Source organism: Nonomuraea sp. NPDC050394 (genome assembly GCF_044459065.1).
GTDB lineage: Bacteria > Actinomycetota > Actinomycetes > Streptosporangiales > Streptosporangiaceae > Nonomuraea.
Genome location: NZ_JBITIO010000004.1, coordinates 450,397 through 468,889, shown reverse-complemented (window position 1 = coordinate 468,889; position 18,493 = coordinate 450,397). Strand labels below are relative to the sequence as shown.

The following is an 18,493-nucleotide window of genomic DNA, read 5'->3' as shown; positions in this document are numbered from 1 at the left end:
TCATCGCCGAGTGTTGGAGTACCAACTTTGCGATGGCGGAAAATTGTCCGCGAAACCCTGTAACGCGGGTGTAAGGGTGACCGATTCTCCGTTAGAGGTCGTCGATGTGTGTACCCCCGAGCACATATCGGCGACCTCTTCCATTTCCAGGACACGACCGGACGCGCTGCCGAAACCCCACATGTGGCGATACGGGCCCCCGGTAACCACCCCCGTCCTGGCCACAAACATCCACCACCATCCGCAACCCCTGACCCGGCACCGGAACCGGTCCAGGGTCGCTTGCACCAGCAGGTAGACGGCATCAGGCCAGGACCTGCGGATTCGGCGAAGTCGTGTGAACGACGCGCCAGTCATGTCAGAACCTGCTCCTGGTCGTGGGCGGTGATGTCCACCGGCGGTGGGCTCGGACTGCACACCGCGAGGTCTGGTTACGGGCAACCTCTCGCTGTGGTCTGTGGTCTGTGGTCTGTGGTCTGTGGTCTGTGGTCTGTGGTCTGTGGTCTGTGGTCTGTGGTCTGTGGTTACGGGCACAACGGCGGGTAGGGGTTCCGCTCTCGCAGAGGAGCTGGCTCGGCAGCGCCCAGGCCCGGCCTCAGCCAATGTCCAGCCCTGCGAGACCCGAACTGCGCCAAGCCCAACCAGATCAGGCCAGACCGGGTGCGGTCGTCTTGCTCGAAGGGGTACGGACAAGGGTGTGCCTCTGGGTGGCGGTGAACCACTTGGCTGGGTCAGGGGCGTCGTTACGGCGGGTACCACGTCCGACGTGAGAAGCGTGCGGACGATCGGGGCGCGCTCGCGGCGGTGGGAGGGGGTCACTTGGCTTTGCCGTAACATATGGGTGCAGTGGGGACGTCAGGGAGAGCACACGCTGGCGTAACGGATAGACCTCAAACCCCAGCAGAGGCCACTATCGGGGTGGCGCTGTCGGTGGCGTTTGGGGAATCCAGGTAGCGTTCGCACTATGGCTTCGCCCAATGGAACCACCGACGCCCCCTTCGGTCGCATGCTGACCGCGATGGTCACGCCGTTCACTCGGGACGGCGCCGTCGACTATGCCGCTGTGCGGCGGCTCGCGACCTACCTGGTTGATGAGCAGCGCAATGACGGCCTGATCGTCAGTGGGACGACCGGCGAGAGCCCCACCACCTCGGATGAGGAGAAAACTCGCATCCTGGAGGCGGTGCTGGAAACCGTGGGTGATCGGGCGACCGTTGTTGCCGGAGCGGGCACCAATGACACTCACCACAGCATCGAGCTGGCCAAGGCGGCGGAGCGGGCGGGCGCCCACGGGCTGCTCGTCGTCACGCCGTACTACAACAAGCCTCCGCAGGAGGGGCTCTACCGACACTTCTCGCAGGTGGCGGATTCGACCCAGCTGCCGGTGATGCTTTACGACATCCCGGGCCGCAGCGGGGTTCCGATCGCCACCGAGACGCTGATCCGTCTGGCGCAACACGAGCGCATCGTCGCGGTGAAGGACGCCAAGGGCGACATGTTCGCCGCCGGTCAGGTGATGCTCGCCACCGACCTGGCCTTCTATTCGGGGGATGACCTGCTCAACCTGCCGTGGCTGTCGGTGGGCGCGGCCGGGTTCGTGAGCGTGGTCGGGCACGTGGTCGGCGCGGAGCTGGCCAAGATGATCCAGCTGTTCCGGAACAACCACGCCGAGCAAGCGCGCGCCATCCACCGCCAGTTGATTCCGGTGGTCGACGGCATCATGCTGCGCGCCGGCGGGGCGATCATGGCCAAGGCCGCTCTCGGCCTGGTCGGTATGCCCGTGGGCCCGGTACGGCTGCCGCTCGTGGAAGCGGACGACAGGCAGATCGCCGAGCTGCGGGCCTGCCTGGTGGCCGGCGGAGTGAAGTTGACAGATACATAGGAACGGGGAGGACAAGGAAGTTTTGCGAACACTACGTCTCCAGGCGGGTAGACCATGAGCCATCCGCATCCGGAACTCCCGGACCCGCCGCCGCTGGCCGACGGGGGCCTGCGCATCGTCGCGCTGGGCGGTCTCGGTGAGATCGGCCGCAACATGGCCGTCTTCGAATACGACGGCCGGCTGCTGATCGTCGACTGCGGGGTTCTGTTCCCCGAGCCCGACCAGCCGGGCGTCGATCTGATCCTGCCCGACTTCGAATACATCAGGGACCGGCTCGACGACGTCGAGGCGCTCATCCTGACGCACGGCCACGAAGACCACATCGGCGCCGTGCCGTATCTCCTGCGCGAGCGGCGCGACATTCCGCTCGTCGGGTCCAAGCTGACGCTCGCCTTCATCGAGGCCAAGCTCACCGAACATCGCATCCAGCCCGCCAAGATCGAGGTCGTGGAGGGGCAGCGCGACCGCTTCGGGCCGTTCGACTGCGAGTTTCTCGCCGTCAACCACTCGATCCCGGACGCGCTCGCGGTCGCCATCCGCACGCCCGCCGGGCTGGTGCTGCACACCGGCGACTTCAAGATGGACCAGCTGCCCAGCGATGGCCGGCTGACCGACCTCGGCGCCATGGCCAGGCTCGGCTCCGAGGGCGTCGACCTGCTGATGTCCGACTCGACCAACGCCGAAGTGCCCGGGTTCGTCACCAGCGAACGCGAGATCGGCCCGGTCGTGGACGAGGTCATCCGTACCTCGGACAAGCGCGTCATCGTGGCGAGCTTCGCCTCCCACGTCCACCGCGTGCAGCAGGTCATGGACTCCGCCGCCAAGTACGGCCGCAAGGTCGCGCTCGTCGGCCGTTCCATGGTGCGCAACATGGGCATCGCCCGTGACCTCGGATATCTGCAGGTTCCGCCGGAGCTGATCGTCGACTCCCGCGACATCGAGGAATGGCCGCCGGAGGATGTCGTCCTCATCTGCACCGGCTCCCAGGGCGAGCCGATGGCGGCACTGTCGCGCATGGCCAACCGTGACCACCCCATCCGCATCGCGGAGGGCGACACGGTGCTGCTGGCCAGCTCTCTGGTGCCGGGCAACGAGACGGCGGTCAACAAGGTCATCAACGGCCTGACCCGTTGGGGCGCCCGCGTCGTGCACAAGGGCAACGCCAAGGTGCACGTTTCGGGACACGCCGCCGCTGGCGAACTGCTGTACGTGCTCAACCTGACCAGGCCCTCCAACTTCATGCCGGTCCACGGTGAATGGCGCCACCTGCGTGCCCACGCCAGGCTGGCCTCGCTCACCGGCGTTCCCGACGATCACATCGTGATCGCCGAGGACGGCGTCGTCGTCGACCTCATCGACGGCCGGGCGAAGATCGTTGGTGCCGTCCACGCCGGTTACGTCTACGTGGACGGCTCGTCCGTCGGCGAGATCACCGACACCTCGCTCAAGGACCGCAGAATCCTCGGCGACGAGGGCTTCATCTCGGTGGTCGTCGTCGTCGACTCCCAGACCGGCAAACTGACCGCCGGCCCGGAGATATACGCCAGGGGCTCCGGGATCGACCCGAGGCAGTTCGACGAGTTCATCCCGCAGATCGAACGCGCCCTCGAGGCCAAGGCCGCCGACGGGGTCGTCGACATGCAGGAGATCCGCCGAGTGGTGCGCCGCACGGTGGGTCGGTGGGTGAGCGACACCTACCGCCGCCGTCCGATGATCATCCCGGTCGTGGTGGAGGTCTAGCACCCTCCCCAGGGGTACGGCGACGCCGTACCCCTGCCCGGTCCCTCGGGCCATGCCTACGCCCTTCTGCTTCGAGGTTTGACGGTGGTCAGGTTGTGCGGGTGTTCCGGCGCCAGTCAGGCGTCACGACGCCTTAACAACCAGGCCCCAGCAAGCAGAGGTAGCAGGGCATAGGCCGCCAGTGCGAGCACGGCGGCGACCGGGGAAAGCAACTCGCCGTAGACCGACGAGGCCAGTGAGGCTCCGGCGATCTCCCTGGGCAGCGCCCCGATCATCACCGACCCCAGCCGCTCGCTCCACGGCTCGGGCAGATTGCCGCCGATCATCGGAAGAACGTAGACAAGCCCGACGAGGACGGCCACGGCACCGGCCGCAGACCTCATGATCACGCCCAGCCCGACCCCGAGCAGAGCGAAGACCGCCACGGAGATGCTGGTCGGCACCAGAATCGGCCAGGACTCGGCGAAGCCGCTCACCGGGTAGCGCCCGGCGAGCATTCCGCGGGACAGGAAGAACGTCCCGAAGACCGTGACCGCGCCCACCACGAGCCCGAGCCCACCGGCCACCACCGCCTTGGAGACCAGGACGGGCCAGCGACGCGGCACGATGGTCAGGCTGGTCTGGAGCACGCGGTCCGACGTCCACGACAGCACGCCCAGGATGCCCAGGCACAACTGCGGAACGATCACCACCACCTCCTCCAGTTCCGCGATGCGGGCGCTGCCCCGCATGGACGGCGACGCGTCGTCATACATGCCGATCGCCATCCAGGCCAGCCCCGCGGCGAGCAGGACGGAACCCAGCCCGACGCCGACGATCAGATGGCTGGAGCGGACCGATCGGACCTTGAGCCATTCGGCGGCCAGCACACTCATCCACGTCTCCCTTCTCCTGGGCACGCGTGCGCCGGAAGGGATGCCTGGTTCATGGGTCCGGCCCGCCCGCGAGGTTGTGCCGGTTCACGCATCGCGCCTCCTCAACAGGAGGTATCCGGCCAGCAGCGCGGCGCCGCCGTACGCGATGAGGACCACCAGCGCCGCCCACGGCGGCAGGACTCCGTCGCCGAGGCGGCGGGACAGGCGGTCACCCGCGATCTGCGGCACCAGGTTGGGGAGCATGATCGAGGCGACGCGCGTGTTCCATGGAGCGGGCAGGTAGGCGGCGACGCCGGGGAGCACGAACAGCAGCGAGACAACCGAGACGATGCCCGCGGCCGTCGAGCGGGTGGCGGCGCCCAGCCCCAGGCCGACCAGCGCCAGCACCGCGACCGACAGGGCGGAAACCAGCACGGTGGGCAGGCCGTCGAGCAGGCCGATGTCGTTGAAGCCGAGGGTGCGCTCGCCGGCGATGAGACGGCTGATGGCATAGGTGGCGACCAGGACGGCGGCGCCCGCCGCGAGCGTCACACCGCCGACCACCGCGGCCTTGGCGAACAGCAGGCGTCCACGCCGCGGCACGGCGGCCAGACTGGTTCTGAGCATGCCGCTCGCCTGCTCCGAGGTGATCGCCAGCACGCCGAGGACGGCCAGGCTGACCTGCACCAGCGGCAGGAATCCCACTTCTGGAGCCGCGGCCCTGATCGAGCCGCGCGCGTCGGCCAGGCTCGCGACATAGAGCGTCCAGACGATTCCGAGCACGACCGTGAGCGCGGCCACGCCGACCGCGTAGCCGGTGGAGCCGACCGATCGCAGCTTCAGCCACTCCGACGCGAGCACCGGCCTCATCGCGCGGCTCCGTACTCGACGCTGGAGGCGGTCAGCGCCATATACGCCTCCTCCAGAGAGGGATATCCGGCGGTGAGGTCGGCCACGGTCGCGTCCGCCACCAGCCGCCCGCGGCCGACGATGACGATGCGGTCGGCGGTCAGCGCCATCTCGCTCATCAGGTGGCTGGACAACAGAACGGTCCTGCCCTCCTCGGCCAGCCCGCGCATGAGGCCGCGGATCCAGCGCACGCCGTCGGGGTCGAGGCCGTTGACCGGCTCGTCGAACATCAGCACCCCCGGATCGCCCAGCAGCGCCGCCGCGATGCCGAGCCGTTGCTTCATGCCGAGCGAGAACCCGCCCGCCTTCCTGCGCGCCACGCCGCTCAGGCCCACCAGCTCCAGGACCTGCGCGACCCTGCGCGCACCTATGTCATTGCTGAGTGCCAGGCACATCAGGTGGTTGTAGGCGCTCCGGCCCGGATGCACGGCGCCGGCGTCGAGCAGCGCGCCCACCTCGTGGAGCGGACGGCGCAGGTCGGCGTAGCGGCCGCCGTTCACCAGCGCCTGACCCGAGGTGGGCGCGTCGAGGCCGAGCACCAGCCGCATGCTCGTCGACTTCCCCGCGCCGTTCGGGCCGAGGAAGCCGGTCACGTGCCCCGGCTCGACGCGGAAGCTCAGCTCGTCGACGGCGAGCGTGTCTCCGTATCGCTTGGTCAGTTGCCTGAGTTCGATCACGCGATCAAGGGTGCGGTACGGCGGGCCGTTCGCACATCGGGCTGGGATCCGTCAGACCACGGTGTCATTCGGGGCTCGCAGAGTCAGACCGTGGGATGACGCGCCCGGCCTGACCTCCGGATACCTTTCTTCGCGTGGACCTGTTCGCCAGGCGGCTCAGCCGCGCCCAGCTCATCGCGCTCGACTGCGCGTTCGCGGGGGTGTGCGTGCTGTATTACCTGGCCGGCACCGCGGACGCCGACGCACCCGGCTGGATCCGGCTCGCGCTGCCACTCGCGCTCTCCGTCCCGCTGGCGGTGCGCCGGTTGTGGCCGGTCGCGGTGTTCGCGGTGGTGACCGCGGCGGTCGTGGTCGCCATCATGACAGGCTTCCCGAGCCAGGCGTACGTCGCGCCCGCCTACGCCGCCTATCTGGTCGCCTCCGCCTCCCCGCGCAGACTGCCGATCAACTCCATCGCGATCTTCAGCGTCCTGGCCCTGGTCACGCTGCTCGTCGCCGGCGTACCGGGCGGCGTCACCTGGGTCATGGGCGAGACCACGTCGAGCCTCGCCGCCGTCTGCGTCGCGTTCACCTTTGGATTGGCCATCCGTGAGCGCCGTGCGTTCGCCGCGCGAGACGCGGCGCGCAAGGCGGAACAGGCCGTCACAGACGAACGGCTGCGCATCGCCCGCGAACTGCACGATGTCGTCGCCCACAGCGTGGGGCTGATCGCGGTGAAGGCGGGCGTGGCCAGCCATGTGTTCTCCACCCGCCCCGAGGACGCGCGCGAGGCTCTGGGCGTGATCGAGACGGCCAGTAGAAACGCCATGGTCGAGATGCGCCACCTGCTGGGGGTGCTGCGCTCCGCAGAGGAACCCGACCTGGGCCCGGCACCCGATCTGGACGGCCTGCCCGAACTCGCCGAACGGGCCAGGCTCGGCGGCGTCGAGGTCGACCTCGATGTCGGTGATGTCAGTGAAGTGCCGGAAGGAGTGAGTCTGTCGGCCTACAGGATCGTCCAGGAAGCGCTCACCAACGTGGTCAAACACGCGGCCCCGGCCCGCTCCCGCGTGTCGGTGGCCGCAGACGGGCGGCAGGTACTCATCGAGGTCACGGACGACGGCCCCGGCTGGCGTGTGCTGCCGGCGACGGGCGCTGGGCACGGGCTGGTCGGGATGAGAGAGCGGGTCATGATGTACGGCGGAGCCTTCGAGGCCGGGCCGGGAGCGAAGGGCTTTCGCGTGCGGGCGGCCCTGCCGTACGGGGAGGTTCCATGAGCGGGGTGGTGAGGGCGCCGTCGGCCGCACGGAATCCCGTGGAGCACCGGTCGGGCGCGGGCGTGGGTGAGTCGTCCGCAGTGCTGGCTGGAGGGGCCAGCGAGGAGACGAGTCGCTCAGTGCGTGAGGTTGCCGAAGGGGGACGGGCTGTCGGGGTGGGGAGTTCTGTGAGCGGGGTGGGTGAGCAGGGAGAGTCCGTGATCCGGGTGCTGGTGGCCGACGATCAGGCTTTGCTCAGAGGGAGCTTCCGGCTGCTCGTGGACTCCGAGCCCGACCTGGAGGTCGTCGGCGAGGCCGCCACGGGGCTCGAGGCGGTGACGCTGGCCGCGGTGGTGCAGCCGGACGTCGTCCTCATGGATGTGCGGATGCCGGAAATGGATGGCATCGAGGCCACCCGGCGGCTCGGGAGTGGGGCCAGGGTGCTGATCGTGACGATGTTCGACCTTGATGCGTATGTGTATGCGGCCTTGCGGGCCGGGGCCAGTGGATTCCTGCTCAAGGACACACCTCCGGCCGCTCTGCTGTCGGCGATCCGCGTGGTGGCGGCGGGAGAGGCGCTGCTCGCGCCCGCCATCACGCGGCGATTGATCGAGGAGTTCGCCAGGACACCCGCCGCGCCCGCGTTCCCGGGGCTCGACGGGCTCACCGAGCGGGAACGGGAAGTACTGACGCTGATCGCGCGAGGCCTCTCCAACCACGAGATCGCCGGGTACCTGCACCTCAGCCTGGCCACGATCAAGACACACATCGGTCGCCTGCTCACCAAGCTGGACGCTCGCGACCGGGCACAACTCGTCATCGCCGCATACGAGAGCGGCCTCGTCGGAGCGGCACGATAGCGTCACGTGACATGAGGGTGGAATTCCGGAAATTTGACGGTTCGCTCCACTGGCACCATGCGGCTCGACGGCTCGGAGAGGACGCCCACGGCGTTTGGGTGGGCGCCGGGGCCGGCACCGTCGGGGCAAAGGGACACGAGCCGCCGGTGGTGTGGGAAGAGCCGTTCGTGATGTTGTTTCCGCGGGATCAGTGGTGGGTGGCGCTGTTCAACGCCGAACCGCACCGGACCGCCATTTACGTGGATGTCACGACGGTGCCTGAATGGCGGGACGGCATCGTGACCATGGTGGATCTGGATCTCGACGTGGTGAAGAAGCGGACCGGGGTTATCTATCTGGATGATGAGGATGAGTTCGCCGAGCATCAGGTGATGTTTGGGTATCCGGCTGAAGTGATCGCGGCGGCTGAGGAGTCGGCCCGGTGGGTGTTCAAGGCGGTCACCGAAGGCGTAGGGCCGTTCGGTGGAGCGCACGAGCGATGGATGAGCCAGGTCACGGGCTGAGGCTGGCCACCTGCATGGGTTTGGGGCTGGAGCGCCGGTCCTGTGCTTACGGGGGCGGCGGGCAGGCTGACAGGTCCGTTCTACCGGCCACGGTCGGTGGTCTCGGGCTGGTACCGGACGACCGAGGTTGGTCAGCACAGGGGCTCCGGCTGTTGGCTTGCGCAGGTCGGCCGGACCGGGCTTTTGGGGCTTCGCAGGCTGTCCGGGGCAGGCGGTGGGTCAGCTCCGGTTGTCACGGGTGTGCCGGTTGGCTTGTGCCGGTCGGCTGGAGCGGGCGATCGGGTTTCGCGGGTTGTCTGGGGCAGGCGGTGGGTCTCCGGTTGTCGCGGGTGGGCCGGTTGACCTGCGCGGGTTGGCCGGGGTTGCTTGGCCTGTGGGGTATCTGGGCGGGCAGGGGCGAAGTGGCCATGGGCTTAGTGGTGTGGTTCAGCGGTTGAGGGCCTGACGGAGGGCGGACAGGCGGGCGGGGGAGGCGAGACCCGCGTGGTAGAGGTGGAACTCGGTGGCGCCTGCCTTGATGTACGTGGCCATCTGGTCGGCCAGCACCGTGGCGTCGGCCGGGCGGGGCGGGAGGACGAGGACGTAGGCGCCGATCCGCTGGGGATCCGGGGTGTTCTCGGCCGGGGTGTTGGCCATGTTGGCCAGGGTGGTGAGGCGGGCCGCGTCGGAGGCGGGGTCGCCCCAGCAGTTGCCGACCAGGACGTCCGCGCCGGGTTCGCCGTGGGGGAGGGCCGCGAAGGCGCCTGCGGCCCACGGGTCGGGGTTGGCGTGGAGGGTGATCGGGGTTTCGGGGGAGAGCGCTCGGGCGACGGTGATCAGGCGTTGGCGTAGGTGGGTGGAGAGGCTGAGCCGTACTTCTTGGATGGCGTGAGCGTGGTCGGCCAGGGCTTGTTCTGTCGTGACGGGGTCGGGCTGGGTGTCGACGACTTGTTTGATGTGCTCTTGGGCGCCTTCGGGGTAGCGGGGGGCGCAGGCTGTGCAGAAGCAGAGGGAGAGAAGGTCGCCGAGGGGCCCGTTCCAGTCGGCGCCGGCGGTCTTCTCGTGCATGTTCTGGTGGCCGAAGCCCATGGGGCCGCAGGATTCGAGGATGAGGCCGTCGGGTTCGCCGACAGTGAGGATTTCGCGGACCAGGCGTTCGCAGTAGTCGACGACTTCGGGGTGGGCGGGGCAGAGCGCGTGGGGGTACAGGTCGCCGAAGGCGTTGCGGGTGGCGATGCCTGGGTGCCTGCTGCCCAGGAAGGAGTTGTGAGTGAGGACGGTCCAGGCCAGGACCTTGAGGCCTGCCGCCTTCAGGGCGTCCCGGGCCGTGAGGTAGGCGTCGGGGGTTGTCCAGGTGGGGGAGGCGGGGACCAGAGAGCCCCAGGCCTCTTCGCGGACGGGCAGGTAGAAGGCTGAGTGGGCTACGTCCAGAACGCGGTGGTTCGGGTGGTAGGGGGTGGCGGCGCGGGTGGAGTGGTAGGAGGCGGCCAGGGCGACCGCCTCGACGCCCAGGTCGGCGATGCGGCCGGGGGCGGTGGGGTCGCCTACGACGTCCCAGGGGTAGAGGTAGGCGATGTTCACCGGGGGTTCCTCTCCGTCGGCTGCCTTGAGGCGGTTCCGAGCGGCCTTGGGGTGGTCACGAGTGGCGTGGGGGTGGTCACGAGGGGGCTTGGGGTGGTCACGAGTGGCGTGGGGGTGGTCACGAGGGGGCTTGGGGCGGTCCCGAGGGGCCTTGGGGTGGTCACGAGGGGCCTTGGGGTGGTTGCGCGGGGCCTTGGGGCGGTCCCAAAGGGCGTGGGGATGGTCACAAGTGGCCCTCGGGTGGTCACCAGTGGCCTCGCTTCACCACGAACTCGGGGTCGAAGCGTCGCATGTAGCCGGTGTCGTCCCGGGAGGTGAGACCGCATGTCAGGTACTGCTCGTGCATCGTGGCCAGGGCCTCGCGGTCCAGCTCGACCCCCAGCCCGGGACCGTCGGGCACCGGCACCGCCCCGTCGACGAAGCGCAGGGCTCCGGGGGCGACGACGTCCTGGCCGTCCTGCCAGGGAGTGTGGGTGTCGCAGGCGTAGGTGAGGTTGGGGGTGGCGGCGGCGAGATGGGTCATGGCGGCCAGGCTGATGCCGAGGTGGGAGTTGGAGTGCATGGACAGCTCCAGGCCGAACGTCCCGCACAGGGCGGCGACCTGGGCGGAGCGGGTCAGGCCGCCCCAGTAGTGGTGGTCGAGCAGCAGTACCTGAATGGCGTCGGAGGCGATGGCCGGTGGGAGGTGTTCGGAGGTGACGACGCACATGTTGGTAGCAAGCTTCGTCGCGATATTTCGCGAAACGTCAGCCATGCCAGAGATCTCGGGACAGGGGTCTTCGAGGTACTGGAGGGCGCCGTTCAGTTCGTGGGCCACGCGGATGGACGTCTCGGGGGTCCAGGCGGTGTTGGGGTCCAGCCGGAGCGGCACGCCGGGGAACGCCTCATGCAGCGCCCGGATCGCGGCGATCTCTTCATCGGGTGGGAGAACGCCGCCTTTGAGCTTGATGGAGCGGAAACCGTACTCCTTGATGAAGAGTGCGGCCTGCTCCACCAGCCCCGCGGGATCGAGCGCGGCGCCGAAGCGGTCGGGCGTGCCGCCCGGGTGGCTGTCCCACTTGTAGAAGAGATAGGCGCTGTACGGCACCGCCTCCCGTACCCGGCCACCAAGCAGGTCGCAGACCGGGACGCCGACCGCCTTGCCCCGGATGTCCAGCAAAGCCACCTCGAAGGGGGAGAAGATGCGATCGATGCTCTTCTCTTTGGTGGACGTTCCGGTCAGGCCGTGGAGGTCGCTGACGACGTCGCCGGCGATCGCGCTGATGCGGGTGTAGATCTCGTTGGTGTGGTGCACGTCCACGCCGACGAGGGCGGGCGCGCATTCGCGCATCTTCGTCAGGTGGCCGAGGTCGCCATAGGTCTCGCCGAGGCCGGACAGGCCGTCGTCGGTGATCACCTCGATGATCGTGCGCAGTGCCCAGGGCTCGTGGACGCCGGCGGCGTTCAGCAGCGGCGGGTCTCGGAACGCGACAGGCGTGACACGGATCTCCTGGATGATCATATAACCGCCGTCCATATATGTGAACGAAAGACAGGTTTGTGGACAGGTGTCGCAACTGTAAGAATCGCCCTGTAGGGGTGTCAAGCGATAGGTTGTGAAGTGTGATATTGCACTGGGAGGCCAAGCAATGATCTACGGACATGACCCGAGGACCGGCGAGACCGTGGGCGCAGCGCTGCCCGAGACCGACAGCGCAGGCGTCAACACGATCGTCGCGGCAGCCGCAGCCGCAGCCGCCGGAACGAGCGGAGCTGGCGAGGTAGGCGGGGCGACGGGCAGGGCAAGTGGGGCGGCCGCGGTCGGCGGGGCGGGGGCCGGTGGGCCGAGGGGAGTCGCCGGGCTCGGCGGGGCGGGGGTCGGTGGGCCGAGTGGGGCCGCCGGGATCAGCGGGGCCGGGGTTGGTGGGGCAGGTGGGGCGGCCAGGGTCGGTGGGGCTGGTGGGGTTGCCTCCGGCGTCGGCGATGTCGCCGCTGAGGTCGCTGGAGGCACTGGAGCTCCTGTAATCCCCAGCGGAGGAGACGCCGAGGGCGGAGCTGGCGGAGTAGGCGGGGTGACGGGCAGGGCAAGTGGGGCCGCCGGGGTCGGCGGGGCGAGCGGGGGCGGGCTCGGTGGGCCGGGAGCCGGTGGGGTAAGCGGGGCGGTTGCCGGTGCCAGTGCGGGAAGCGGAGTTGGTGTCGGGGCGGTTGCGGGGGTTGCTGGTGCGGGGGCGGTAAGAGGCGGGGGGTGGCGGGATTCTTCGGTGCAGGAGCGGGCTTCGGTGCTTGAGGCCGTGGCTGATGCGTTGATTGCGCGGGCGGACGATCTCTGGGTGGTGGCCGAGCGGGAGACTGCGCTGGGTGAGGTGCGGTTGCGGGGGGAGATTGCCCGGAGTGCCGGGCAGTTTCGGCTGTTCGCGCAGGTGATCAGGGATGGTGGTCATGTCGAGGCGATTATCGACCATGCCGATCCGTCGTTGACGCCGCCCCGGCCGGATGTGCGGAGGATGAAGCGGCCGCTGCCCGGTGTGGTGGCGGTGTTCGCGGCCAGTAACTTCCCGTTCGCGTTCTCGGTGGCGGGAGGGGATACCGCCTCGGCGCTGGCGGCTGGATGTTCAGTGGTGGTCAAGGCACATCCTGGGCATCCGCAGACCTCGGAGCTGGTGGCCGAGGTGGTGCGGTCGGCACTGCCTTCGCCGGATCTGCTTGGGCTGGTGCATGGGATGCAGGCTGGCGCGGAGCTCGTACGGCATCCGGATGTGGTGGCGGTCGGGTTCACCGGGTCGGTGGCGGGGGGCAAGGCCATTCAGGCGCTGATCGACCAGCGGGAGACGCCTGTTCCGTTCTTCGGGGAGCTGGGCAGTGTCAACCCGGTGGTGGTGCTGCCTTCGGCTCGGGCGGAGGAGGTGGCCGGCGGGTTCGCGGGGTCGCTGACGTTGGGGGTGGGGCAGTTCTGTACGAATCCGGGGCTCTTGTTCGTGCCGGAGGATGCCGGGCTGCTTGATCGGCTGGCGGCGGCGGTCGGGGAGACCACGGGCGGGCCGATGTTGGCCGAGCGGATCAGGGACGGGTATCTGGGCGGGCTGGAGCGGCTGTCCGAGCTGCGGGTGCTGGCCGAGGGGAAGGCGGGCGAGGGGGCCTGGGGGGTTACGCCCACGGTCTTTGTCACCGATATCCGGGAGTTCGCCGACAAGTTGCCTCGGGTTGCCGAGGAGTGCTTCGGGCCTGCGTCGATTGTGGTGACGTATCGGGAAGTGTCGGAGCTGCCGGCCGTACTCGAGCAGTTGGAAGGGTCGTTGACGGCCACCGTGCACGGCACCGTCCCCGAGGAGGCGGCTCCCGTCGTTGAGGTGCTCGGGCGCAAGGCCGGGCGGCTGATCTGGAACGGCTGGCCGACCGGGGTCGCCGTCTGCTGGGCCATGCATCACGGTGGGCCTTGGCCTGCCTCCACCAGCGCGGCCCACACCTCGGTTGGTGCTATGGCCATCGATCGGTGGCTGGCGCCGACTGCCTATCAGGACTGGCCGGCTGAGTTGCTGCCGCCCGAACTGCAGGATGGCAACCCGCTGGGTGTCCCGCAGCGGGTGGACGGGCGGCTCCACGCCTGACCGGGGGGTCTCTCCGGGGTGGTCGGAGGGGGGTCTGTCGGGGTGTGGTCGCTGATGGGGTCGGTCAAGGAGTGGCCGCTGGTGGGGGGTCTGTCAGAGGGTGGCTGGGGGTGGGGGTCGGTCAAGGAGTGGCCGCTGGTGGGGGGTCTGTCAGAGGGTGGCTGGGGGTGGGGGTCGGTCAAGGAGCGGTCGCTGGTGGGGGGTCTGTCAGAGGTGGTTGGAGGTGGGGGCATGTCGCCGGCTTGCGGGATGGGGGGATGAGGGCGGGCTCTGCGCGTTTGGTCGGACGGCCCGCAGCAGGTGGGGATCGGGTCGGTGGAAGGTGGCGCCCGGTCGCGTGGGTGCAGGGATCTGGGGACCTAGCCACCATCAGTAAAGATGGTGGCTAGGGCTGGTGGGGGTGGCCGATGGCTTGGAGGGCCTCTTCTATGCGGTCCCGGTGGGTGCGGAAGCTGACGATCGACAGGCGCAGGAAGAAACGTCCGCCCACCAGCGTGCTCGACAGGAACACCCGCCCACCCGCGTTCACCCGCCGCAACAGCTCCTGGCTAGCCTGGTCGTCGTCGCCCGGCACACGAAAGGCGACCGTGCTCAGCCGCGGCTCCCACGGCACCTCGAAGCCCGCCGCGACCAGTTCCTCATACGCGTACCTCGCCAGATCCAGCTTCTCGTCGAGGGCCGCGCGGAAGGCGGCCAGGCCGTGGAGTTTGATCGGGAGCCACAGCGCGAGGCCGCGGAAGCGGCGGGTCAGTTCGGGGGAGTATTCGGTGAAGTTCGGGATGTCCTCCTCCGCGCTGAGGTCCTGGAGGTAGTCGGCGCCCACGTGGTGGGCGGCGCGCAGGCGGGCGCCGTCGCGGACCAGCAGGGCGCCGGTGCCGTAGGGAAGGAACATGGCCTTGTGCGGGTCGAGCGTGATCGAGTCGGCGGTCTCGATGCCGCGGAAGGCCGTCCGGCCGCGTTCGGTGAGCTGGAAGGGGCCGCCGTAGGCGCCGTCCACGTGGAACCACAGGCCGTGGCGGCGCGCGATCGCGCCGAGCGCGTCGAGGGGATCCACCGCGCCGGTGTTGGTGGTGCCGGCGTTGCCGATCACCAGGAACGGCCGGCGGCCCGCCCGGCGGTCCTCGTCGATCAGGTCGTCGAGCGCCTGCGGGTCCATGGCGAGGGTGTCGAGGGTGGGTACGGCCCGCACGTTCGCACGCGGGAACCCGGCGAGCATCGCCGACTTGGCGCAGGAGGCGTGGGTCTGCCCGGTGACGTAGATGACGCCGTCGAGGAAGTTCTCCGGCAGGAGCGCGGTGCGCGCGGTGACGATGGCGGAGAAGTTGGCGAGCGAACCCCCCGAGGTCAGCACGCCGCGCGCAGAGTCCGGGTAGCCGAACAGGTCGCACAGCCAGCGCAGCACCGTCGCCTCGATCTGGGAGAAGCCGGGCGCGAGATTCCAGACGGTCACGTATTTGTTGGCGGCGGCGGCCACGAAGTCGGCGAGCACGGAGGCGTAGAGGCCGCCGCCGGGTATGTAGGCCAGGTAGCCGGGTCCGGCCGTGGTGACGCCGGTGGTGGCACCCCTGGCCACCACGTCGAGCAGCTTGGCGAACGGCTGGCCTTCCTCGGGCGCGGGTTCGCGCAGTTCGGCGGCGAGTTCGCCGGCGCCGTCGAAGTCGCTGGCCGGACGGTCGGCGAGGCCGTTCACATAACTCTGGACGAATTCCAGGGCGGCCATCCCCATCGCGCGCGCGTCCGCTGGAGTAGGTTCAAGGGGGTAGGTCATGCGGGCACTCCTTTCTGGCAGGTCTTGCCATACGCCAGTGTTGTTCAGATTTGAACATTGACATAGGGCCACGTTATGGAGATCTGAAGGGTTCTCCAGTCATGTCCACGATGCGAACTTGGGGCCAACTCTGACAAGGAGAAGGACCCCCCATGGAAGAAGAGGGAAACACCCCCGCAATCTCCCGCAAAACCCTTCTGAAAGCAGCTCTCATCGCCACACCGGTGCCGCTGCTCGCGGCGGGGGCGCCCGCATTGGCCCGCACCGTTTGGGCCGAGGGCGGGCCGCTCACCCCCACGCCCTTCTGCGACGACGGCGACGACCCGACGCCGGCGCAGACGGAAGGCCCCTACTTCAAGCCCAACTCGCCCCGGCGAAGCACGATCCCCGGATCCGGCACCGGGCTGACCGTCAGCGGATATGTCTTCGGGCTGGCTTGCCAGCCTCTCGCCAACGTCCTGCTGGACTTCTGGCAGTGCGACACCAACGGCAACTACGACAACGTCGGGTTCAACTACCGCGGCCACCAGTTCACCGACGCGAACGGGGCCTTCAAGCTGACCACGATCGTGCCCGGCCTCTACCCGGGGCGTACCCGGCACATCCACGTCAAGGCGCAGGCGCCGAACCGGCCCGTGCTCACGACCCAGCTGTACTTCCCCGGCGAGCCGCGTAACAACACCGACACCATCTTCAACCCGGCTCTGCTGATGACCGTCCGGACGGTCGGCGGGCGCCGGGAGGCGACGTTCGACTTCGTGCTCCGTGTGCCGGGGACCCCGCCCACGAGCCCGCCCCCCACGACCCCGCCGCCGAGCACCCCGCCGCCCACCGGCACCTGGGCTCCGGGCGTCGGGTACACGGCCGGCGCGGGGGTGACGTACGGGGGCTCCAGCTACCGGTGCCTGCAGGCCCACACCTCGCAAGCCGGCTGGGAGCCGCCCAACGTGCCGGCGCTCTGGCAGCGCGTGTGAGCTGTCCGCCGCCGGGCCTGCCGAGCCCGGCGGCGGCCGCCCATCCCTCAGGCTCCGCGCGCTCGCGGTAGCCAGATTCCGCGAGCGCGCCGCCGCCCAAAGCCCCCAGGGCCTGGTCGCTCAACGGCTCCCGCGAGCGCGCCTCCCGGCAACGCCGGAAAGGGGCAAAGGCCAAAAAGCAACAAACCGGTCAATTCGCAAACATGCCGGTCAAGAACGCGAATCCAAGCGGCAAACGCCGGTCAGGCCCCCGCCAGCTCCAACCCGGCCGCGATGATCCGCTCAAGCTCCACCACATGCTCAGGAGCAGGATCGAGCAGCGGCAGCCGGACACCCCCCACATCCAGCCCACGCAGCCGGACACCGGCCTTGACCAGCGAAACCGCATACCCGGCCTGAACATCGCGCAGCCGTACCAACGGCAGGTAGAACCGCGTGAGCAGGGCCCGGGTCAGCTCCTCGTCCCCGCCGGTCACCGCCTTGTAGAAGGCGAGGGCGATCTCCGGCGCGAACGCGAACACCGCACTGGAGTAGAGCGTCACCCCAAGCCCTCGATAAGCGGGTACGGTCAGCTCCGCCGTCGGCATCCCGTTGAAGAACGTGAACTCCCGATCGCTGGCCTGCCGGACGGTGAGGATGATCCGCTGAAGCAGATCAAGGTCCCCGAGCCCGTCCTTGAACCCGATCACATGGGGCAGTTCGGCCAGTTCGGCGACCGCCTCGGGCGTGAACCGCGCGGTGCCGCGCTGGTAGACGATCAGCGGCAGGTCCGTTTCGGCCGCCACGTCCTTGACGTACCGGACAAGACCTTGCGTGGGGGAGGAGACGAGGTAGGGCGGGAAGAGCAGCAGCCCGTCGGCGCCGCTCTCGGCGGCGGCCCGCGCGTAGGCGCGCCCGGAGACGCCGCCCGCGCCGGAGAAGACGGGCACGTTGCCCGCCGTCGCCGCGACGCTCGTCTTGACGACCCGCGTGTAGTCGGCCAGGTCCAGCGCGTTGAACTCGCCGGTGCCGCACGCGGTGAACACTCCTCCCGCCCCGGCCGCGACCCCTCGCGCGACGTGCTCGGCGAGCACTGTCTCCGCCACGTCGCCGTCGGCTCCGAAGGGGGTCACCGGGAAGAAGAGAACACCATCAAGACGCATGTACGGTCCTTTCTAGCGAATGCCCTCCCTGCGCAGGGTGGCAATCAGTTTGCGTGTGTGCCGGATCACGGCGTCGATGACCTTGTCGAGCTTGTCGTCGTCCAGGTCGGTGGGCATCGAGCAGCTGATGGCATCGGTCGCGGGGATGCGGTAGTCGACCGCGACCGCGACGCACTTCACACCAGGGGTCCCTTGCTCGCTTTCGAGCGCCCACCCACGCGTGCGGACCTGCTCCAGTTCCTTGGCCAGCTTCCCGTGGTCGGTCAGCGTGTACGGCGTGTAGCCGACCAGTTCGTCCGGCAGCAGGTCCGTGACCTCGTCGTAGGTCAGCTGGGCGAGCAGCGCCTGGCCGAGCGCGGTCACGTGGGCGGGCAGCCGGCGGCCGACGCGCGGTATCACCCGATGCGTCCTGCGGCCCTCGCGCGTCGCCAGGTAGAGCACGTGCGCGCCGTCGCGCCGGGCGAAGTGCACGGTGTGCCCGATCTCGTCGCGCAGGTCGTCCAGAGTCTCCAGCGCGAAGGGAAGAGCCTGGTCCTTGTCCAGGTACGCCGTCCCCGTGAGCAGGGCATGCGGGCCAATACCGAAGGCCGACTTGGCGCCGTCCGTCTCCACCCACTTCAGCTCGACGAGGGTGCGCATGAGCGCGTGCAGGCTGCTGCGGGGGAAGCCGGTCTGTGTCTGCAGTTCCGACAGGGAGAGGCGGTCCGGGGACGCGGCGAGCGTCTCCAGGATGCGAACCGTTCGCTCGGCTGACTTGACCATCGAGGACTCCATAGGGTCCAGGATATTGGATGGCGTTCATATA

The 18,493-nt window shown here is 69.1% G+C and carries 15 protein-coding genes and 1 pseudogene; 7 read left to right on the top strand and 9 right to left on the bottom strand.

Going from position 1 to position 18,493, the window contains the following annotated elements:
• Positions 1–964: 964 nt before the first annotated feature.
• The gene (gene dapA / locus ACIBKY_RS19650) at positions 965–1,882 is read left to right on the top strand and encodes a 4-hydroxy-tetrahydrodipicolinate synthase (RefSeq protein WP_397098066.1); all 918 of its coding nucleotides are present in this window, start codon (positions 965–967) and stop codon (positions 1,880–1,882) included.
• 54 nt (positions 1,883–1,936) lie between these two features.
• Entirely contained in the window at positions 1,937–3,622 is a 1,686-nt protein-coding gene (locus tag ACIBKY_RS19645) for a ribonuclease J (protein ID WP_379618230.1), read from the top strand.
• Between the two features lie 116 nt (positions 3,623–3,738).
• On the opposite strand, the gene ACIBKY_RS19640 is transcribed toward ACIBKY_RS19645, so the two are convergent.
• From ACIBKY_RS19640 to ACIBKY_RS19630, 3 genes and pseudogenes are all read right to left on the bottom strand, one after another.
• A complete protein-coding gene (locus ACIBKY_RS19640; RefSeq protein WP_397098065.1) occupies positions 3,739–4,497 on the bottom strand; it encodes an ABC transporter permease in 759 nt (252 codons plus the stop codon).
• An 84-nt stretch (positions 4,498–4,581) separates the two neighbouring features.
• Positions 4,582–5,346, bottom strand: a complete 765-nt coding sequence (locus tag ACIBKY_RS19635) for an ABC transporter permease (RefSeq protein ID WP_397098064.1) — start codon at positions 5,344–5,346, stop codon at positions 4,582–4,584.
• 74 nt (positions 5,347–5,420) lie between these two features.
• Positions 5,421–6,062 (bottom strand): annotated as a pseudogene (locus ACIBKY_RS19630) (ABC transporter ATP-binding protein); the annotation flags it as partial.
• Positions 6,063–6,196: 134 nt separating this feature from the next.
• On the opposite strand from ACIBKY_RS19630, the gene ACIBKY_RS19625 reads away from it, so the two are divergent.
• The 3 genes from ACIBKY_RS19625 (at position 6,197) to ACIBKY_RS19615 (ending at position 8,660) form a co-directional block, all read left to right on the top strand.
• Entirely contained in the window at positions 6,197–7,318 is a 1,122-nt protein-coding gene (locus ACIBKY_RS19625) for a sensor histidine kinase (RefSeq protein ID WP_397098063.1), read from the top strand.
• A 197-nt stretch (positions 7,319–7,515) separates the two neighbouring features.
• Positions 7,516–8,157, top strand: a complete 642-nt coding sequence (locus ACIBKY_RS19620) for a response regulator (RefSeq protein WP_397098062.1) — start codon at positions 7,516–7,518, stop codon at positions 8,155–8,157.
• An 11-nt stretch (positions 8,158–8,168) separates the two neighbouring features.
• On the top strand, positions 8,169–8,660 hold the full coding sequence (locus ACIBKY_RS19615; RefSeq protein WP_397098061.1) for a DUF402 domain-containing protein: 492 nt from the start codon (positions 8,169–8,171) through the stop codon (positions 8,658–8,660).
• Positions 8,661–9,086: 426 nt separating this feature from the next.
• Here ACIBKY_RS19615 and ACIBKY_RS19610 read toward each other — a convergent pair whose 3' ends face one another.
• From ACIBKY_RS19610 to ACIBKY_RS19600, 3 genes are read right to left on the bottom strand one after another with little or no spacing between them, the layout of a single operon-like run.
• Positions 9,087–10,220, bottom strand: a complete 1,134-nt coding sequence (locus ACIBKY_RS19610) for a hypothetical protein (RefSeq protein WP_397098060.1) — start codon at positions 10,218–10,220, stop codon at positions 9,087–9,089.
• Entirely contained in the window at positions 10,217–10,546 is a 330-nt protein-coding gene (locus ACIBKY_RS19605; protein ID WP_397098059.1) for a hypothetical protein, read from the bottom strand. Before ACIBKY_RS19605 ends, ACIBKY_RS19610 begins: the two co-directional genes overlap by 4 nt.
• Complete coding sequence (locus ACIBKY_RS19600; protein ID WP_397098058.1) at positions 10,465–11,736, bottom strand: glucarate dehydratase family protein; 1,272 nt, start codon at positions 11,734–11,736, stop codon at positions 10,465–10,467. The genes ACIBKY_RS19605 and ACIBKY_RS19600 overlap by 82 nt, the downstream gene beginning before the upstream one ends.
• Before the next feature lie 535 nt (positions 11,737–12,271).
• On the opposite strand from ACIBKY_RS19600, the gene ACIBKY_RS19595 reads away from it, so the two are divergent.
• Entirely contained in the window at positions 12,272–13,804 is a 1,533-nt protein-coding gene (locus ACIBKY_RS19595) for an aldehyde dehydrogenase (NADP(+)) (RefSeq protein WP_397098057.1), read from the top strand.
• Positions 13,805–14,189: 385 nt separating this feature from the next.
• Here the strand turns inward: ACIBKY_RS19595 and ACIBKY_RS19590 are convergent, their stop codons facing one another.
• Positions 14,190–15,572 carry a pyridoxal phosphate-dependent decarboxylase family protein gene (locus ACIBKY_RS19590; protein ID WP_397098056.1) on the bottom strand — a complete coding sequence of 461 codons (1,383 nt, stop codon included), beginning with the start codon at positions 15,570–15,572 and terminating at the stop codon, positions 14,190–14,192.
• 152 nt (positions 15,573–15,724) lie between these two features.
• On the opposite strand from ACIBKY_RS19590, the gene ACIBKY_RS19585 reads away from it, so the two are divergent.
• Positions 15,725–16,546 (top strand): carbohydrate-binding protein, encoded by an 822-nt coding sequence (locus ACIBKY_RS19585; RefSeq protein WP_379618248.1) that lies wholly within the window; start codon positions 15,725–15,727, stop codon positions 16,544–16,546.
• 242 nt (positions 16,547–16,788) lie between these two features.
• Here ACIBKY_RS19585 and ACIBKY_RS19580 read toward each other — a convergent pair whose 3' ends face one another.
• Together ACIBKY_RS19580 and ACIBKY_RS19575 are read right to left on the bottom strand one after the other, a co-directional pair.
• A complete protein-coding gene (locus ACIBKY_RS19580; protein ID WP_397098055.1) occupies positions 16,789–17,688 on the bottom strand; it encodes a 5-dehydro-4-deoxyglucarate dehydratase in 900 nt (299 codons plus the stop codon).
• A gap of 12 nt (positions 17,689–17,700) precedes the next feature.
• Positions 17,701–18,462 carry an IclR family transcriptional regulator gene (locus ACIBKY_RS19575; protein WP_397098054.1) on the bottom strand — a complete coding sequence of 254 codons (762 nt, stop codon included), beginning with the start codon at positions 18,460–18,462 and terminating at the stop codon, positions 17,701–17,703.
• Between the last annotated feature and the right edge of the window lie 31 nt (positions 18,463–18,493).

Excerpts from the sequence above, each read along its gene's own strand:
- dapA (WP_397098066.1), top strand. The coding sequence starts at position 965 with ATGGCTTCGCCCAATGGAACCACCGACGCCCCCTTCGGTCGCATGCTG.
- ACIBKY_RS19645 (WP_379618230.1), top strand. The coding sequence starts at position 1,937 with ATGAGCCATCCGCATCCGGAACTCCCGGACCCGCCGCCGCTGGCCGAC.
- ACIBKY_RS19640 (WP_397098065.1), bottom strand. The coding sequence starts at position 4,497 with ATGAGTGTGCTGGCCGCCGAATGGCTCAAGGTCCGATCGGTCCGCTCC.
- ACIBKY_RS19635 (WP_397098064.1), bottom strand. The coding sequence starts at position 5,346 with ATGAGGCCGGTGCTCGCGTCGGAGTGGCTGAAGCTGCGATCGGTCGGC.
- ACIBKY_RS19615 (WP_397098061.1), top strand. The coding sequence starts at position 8,169 with ATGAGGGTGGAATTCCGGAAATTTGACGGTTCGCTCCACTGGCACCAT.
- ACIBKY_RS19605 (WP_397098059.1), bottom strand. The coding sequence starts at position 10,546 with ATGCGGTCTCACCTCCCGGGACGACACCGGCTACATGCGACGCTTCGA.
- ACIBKY_RS19600 (WP_397098058.1), bottom strand. The coding sequence starts at position 11,736 with ATGGACGGCGGTTATATGATCATCCAGGAGATCCGTGTCACGCCTGTC.
- ACIBKY_RS19590 (WP_397098056.1), bottom strand. The coding sequence starts at position 15,572 with ATGACCTACCCCCTTGAACCTACTCCAGCGGACGCGCGCGCGATGGGG.
- ACIBKY_RS19585 (WP_379618248.1), top strand. The coding sequence starts at position 15,725 with ATGGAAGAAGAGGGAAACACCCCCGCAATCTCCCGCAAAACCCTTCTG.
- ACIBKY_RS19580 (WP_397098055.1), bottom strand. The coding sequence starts at position 17,688 with ATGCGTCTTGATGGTGTTCTCTTCTTCCCGGTGACCCCCTTCGGAGCC.
- ACIBKY_RS19575 (WP_397098054.1), bottom strand. The coding sequence starts at position 18,462 with ATGGAGTCCTCGATGGTCAAGTCAGCCGAGCGAACGGTTCGCATCCTG.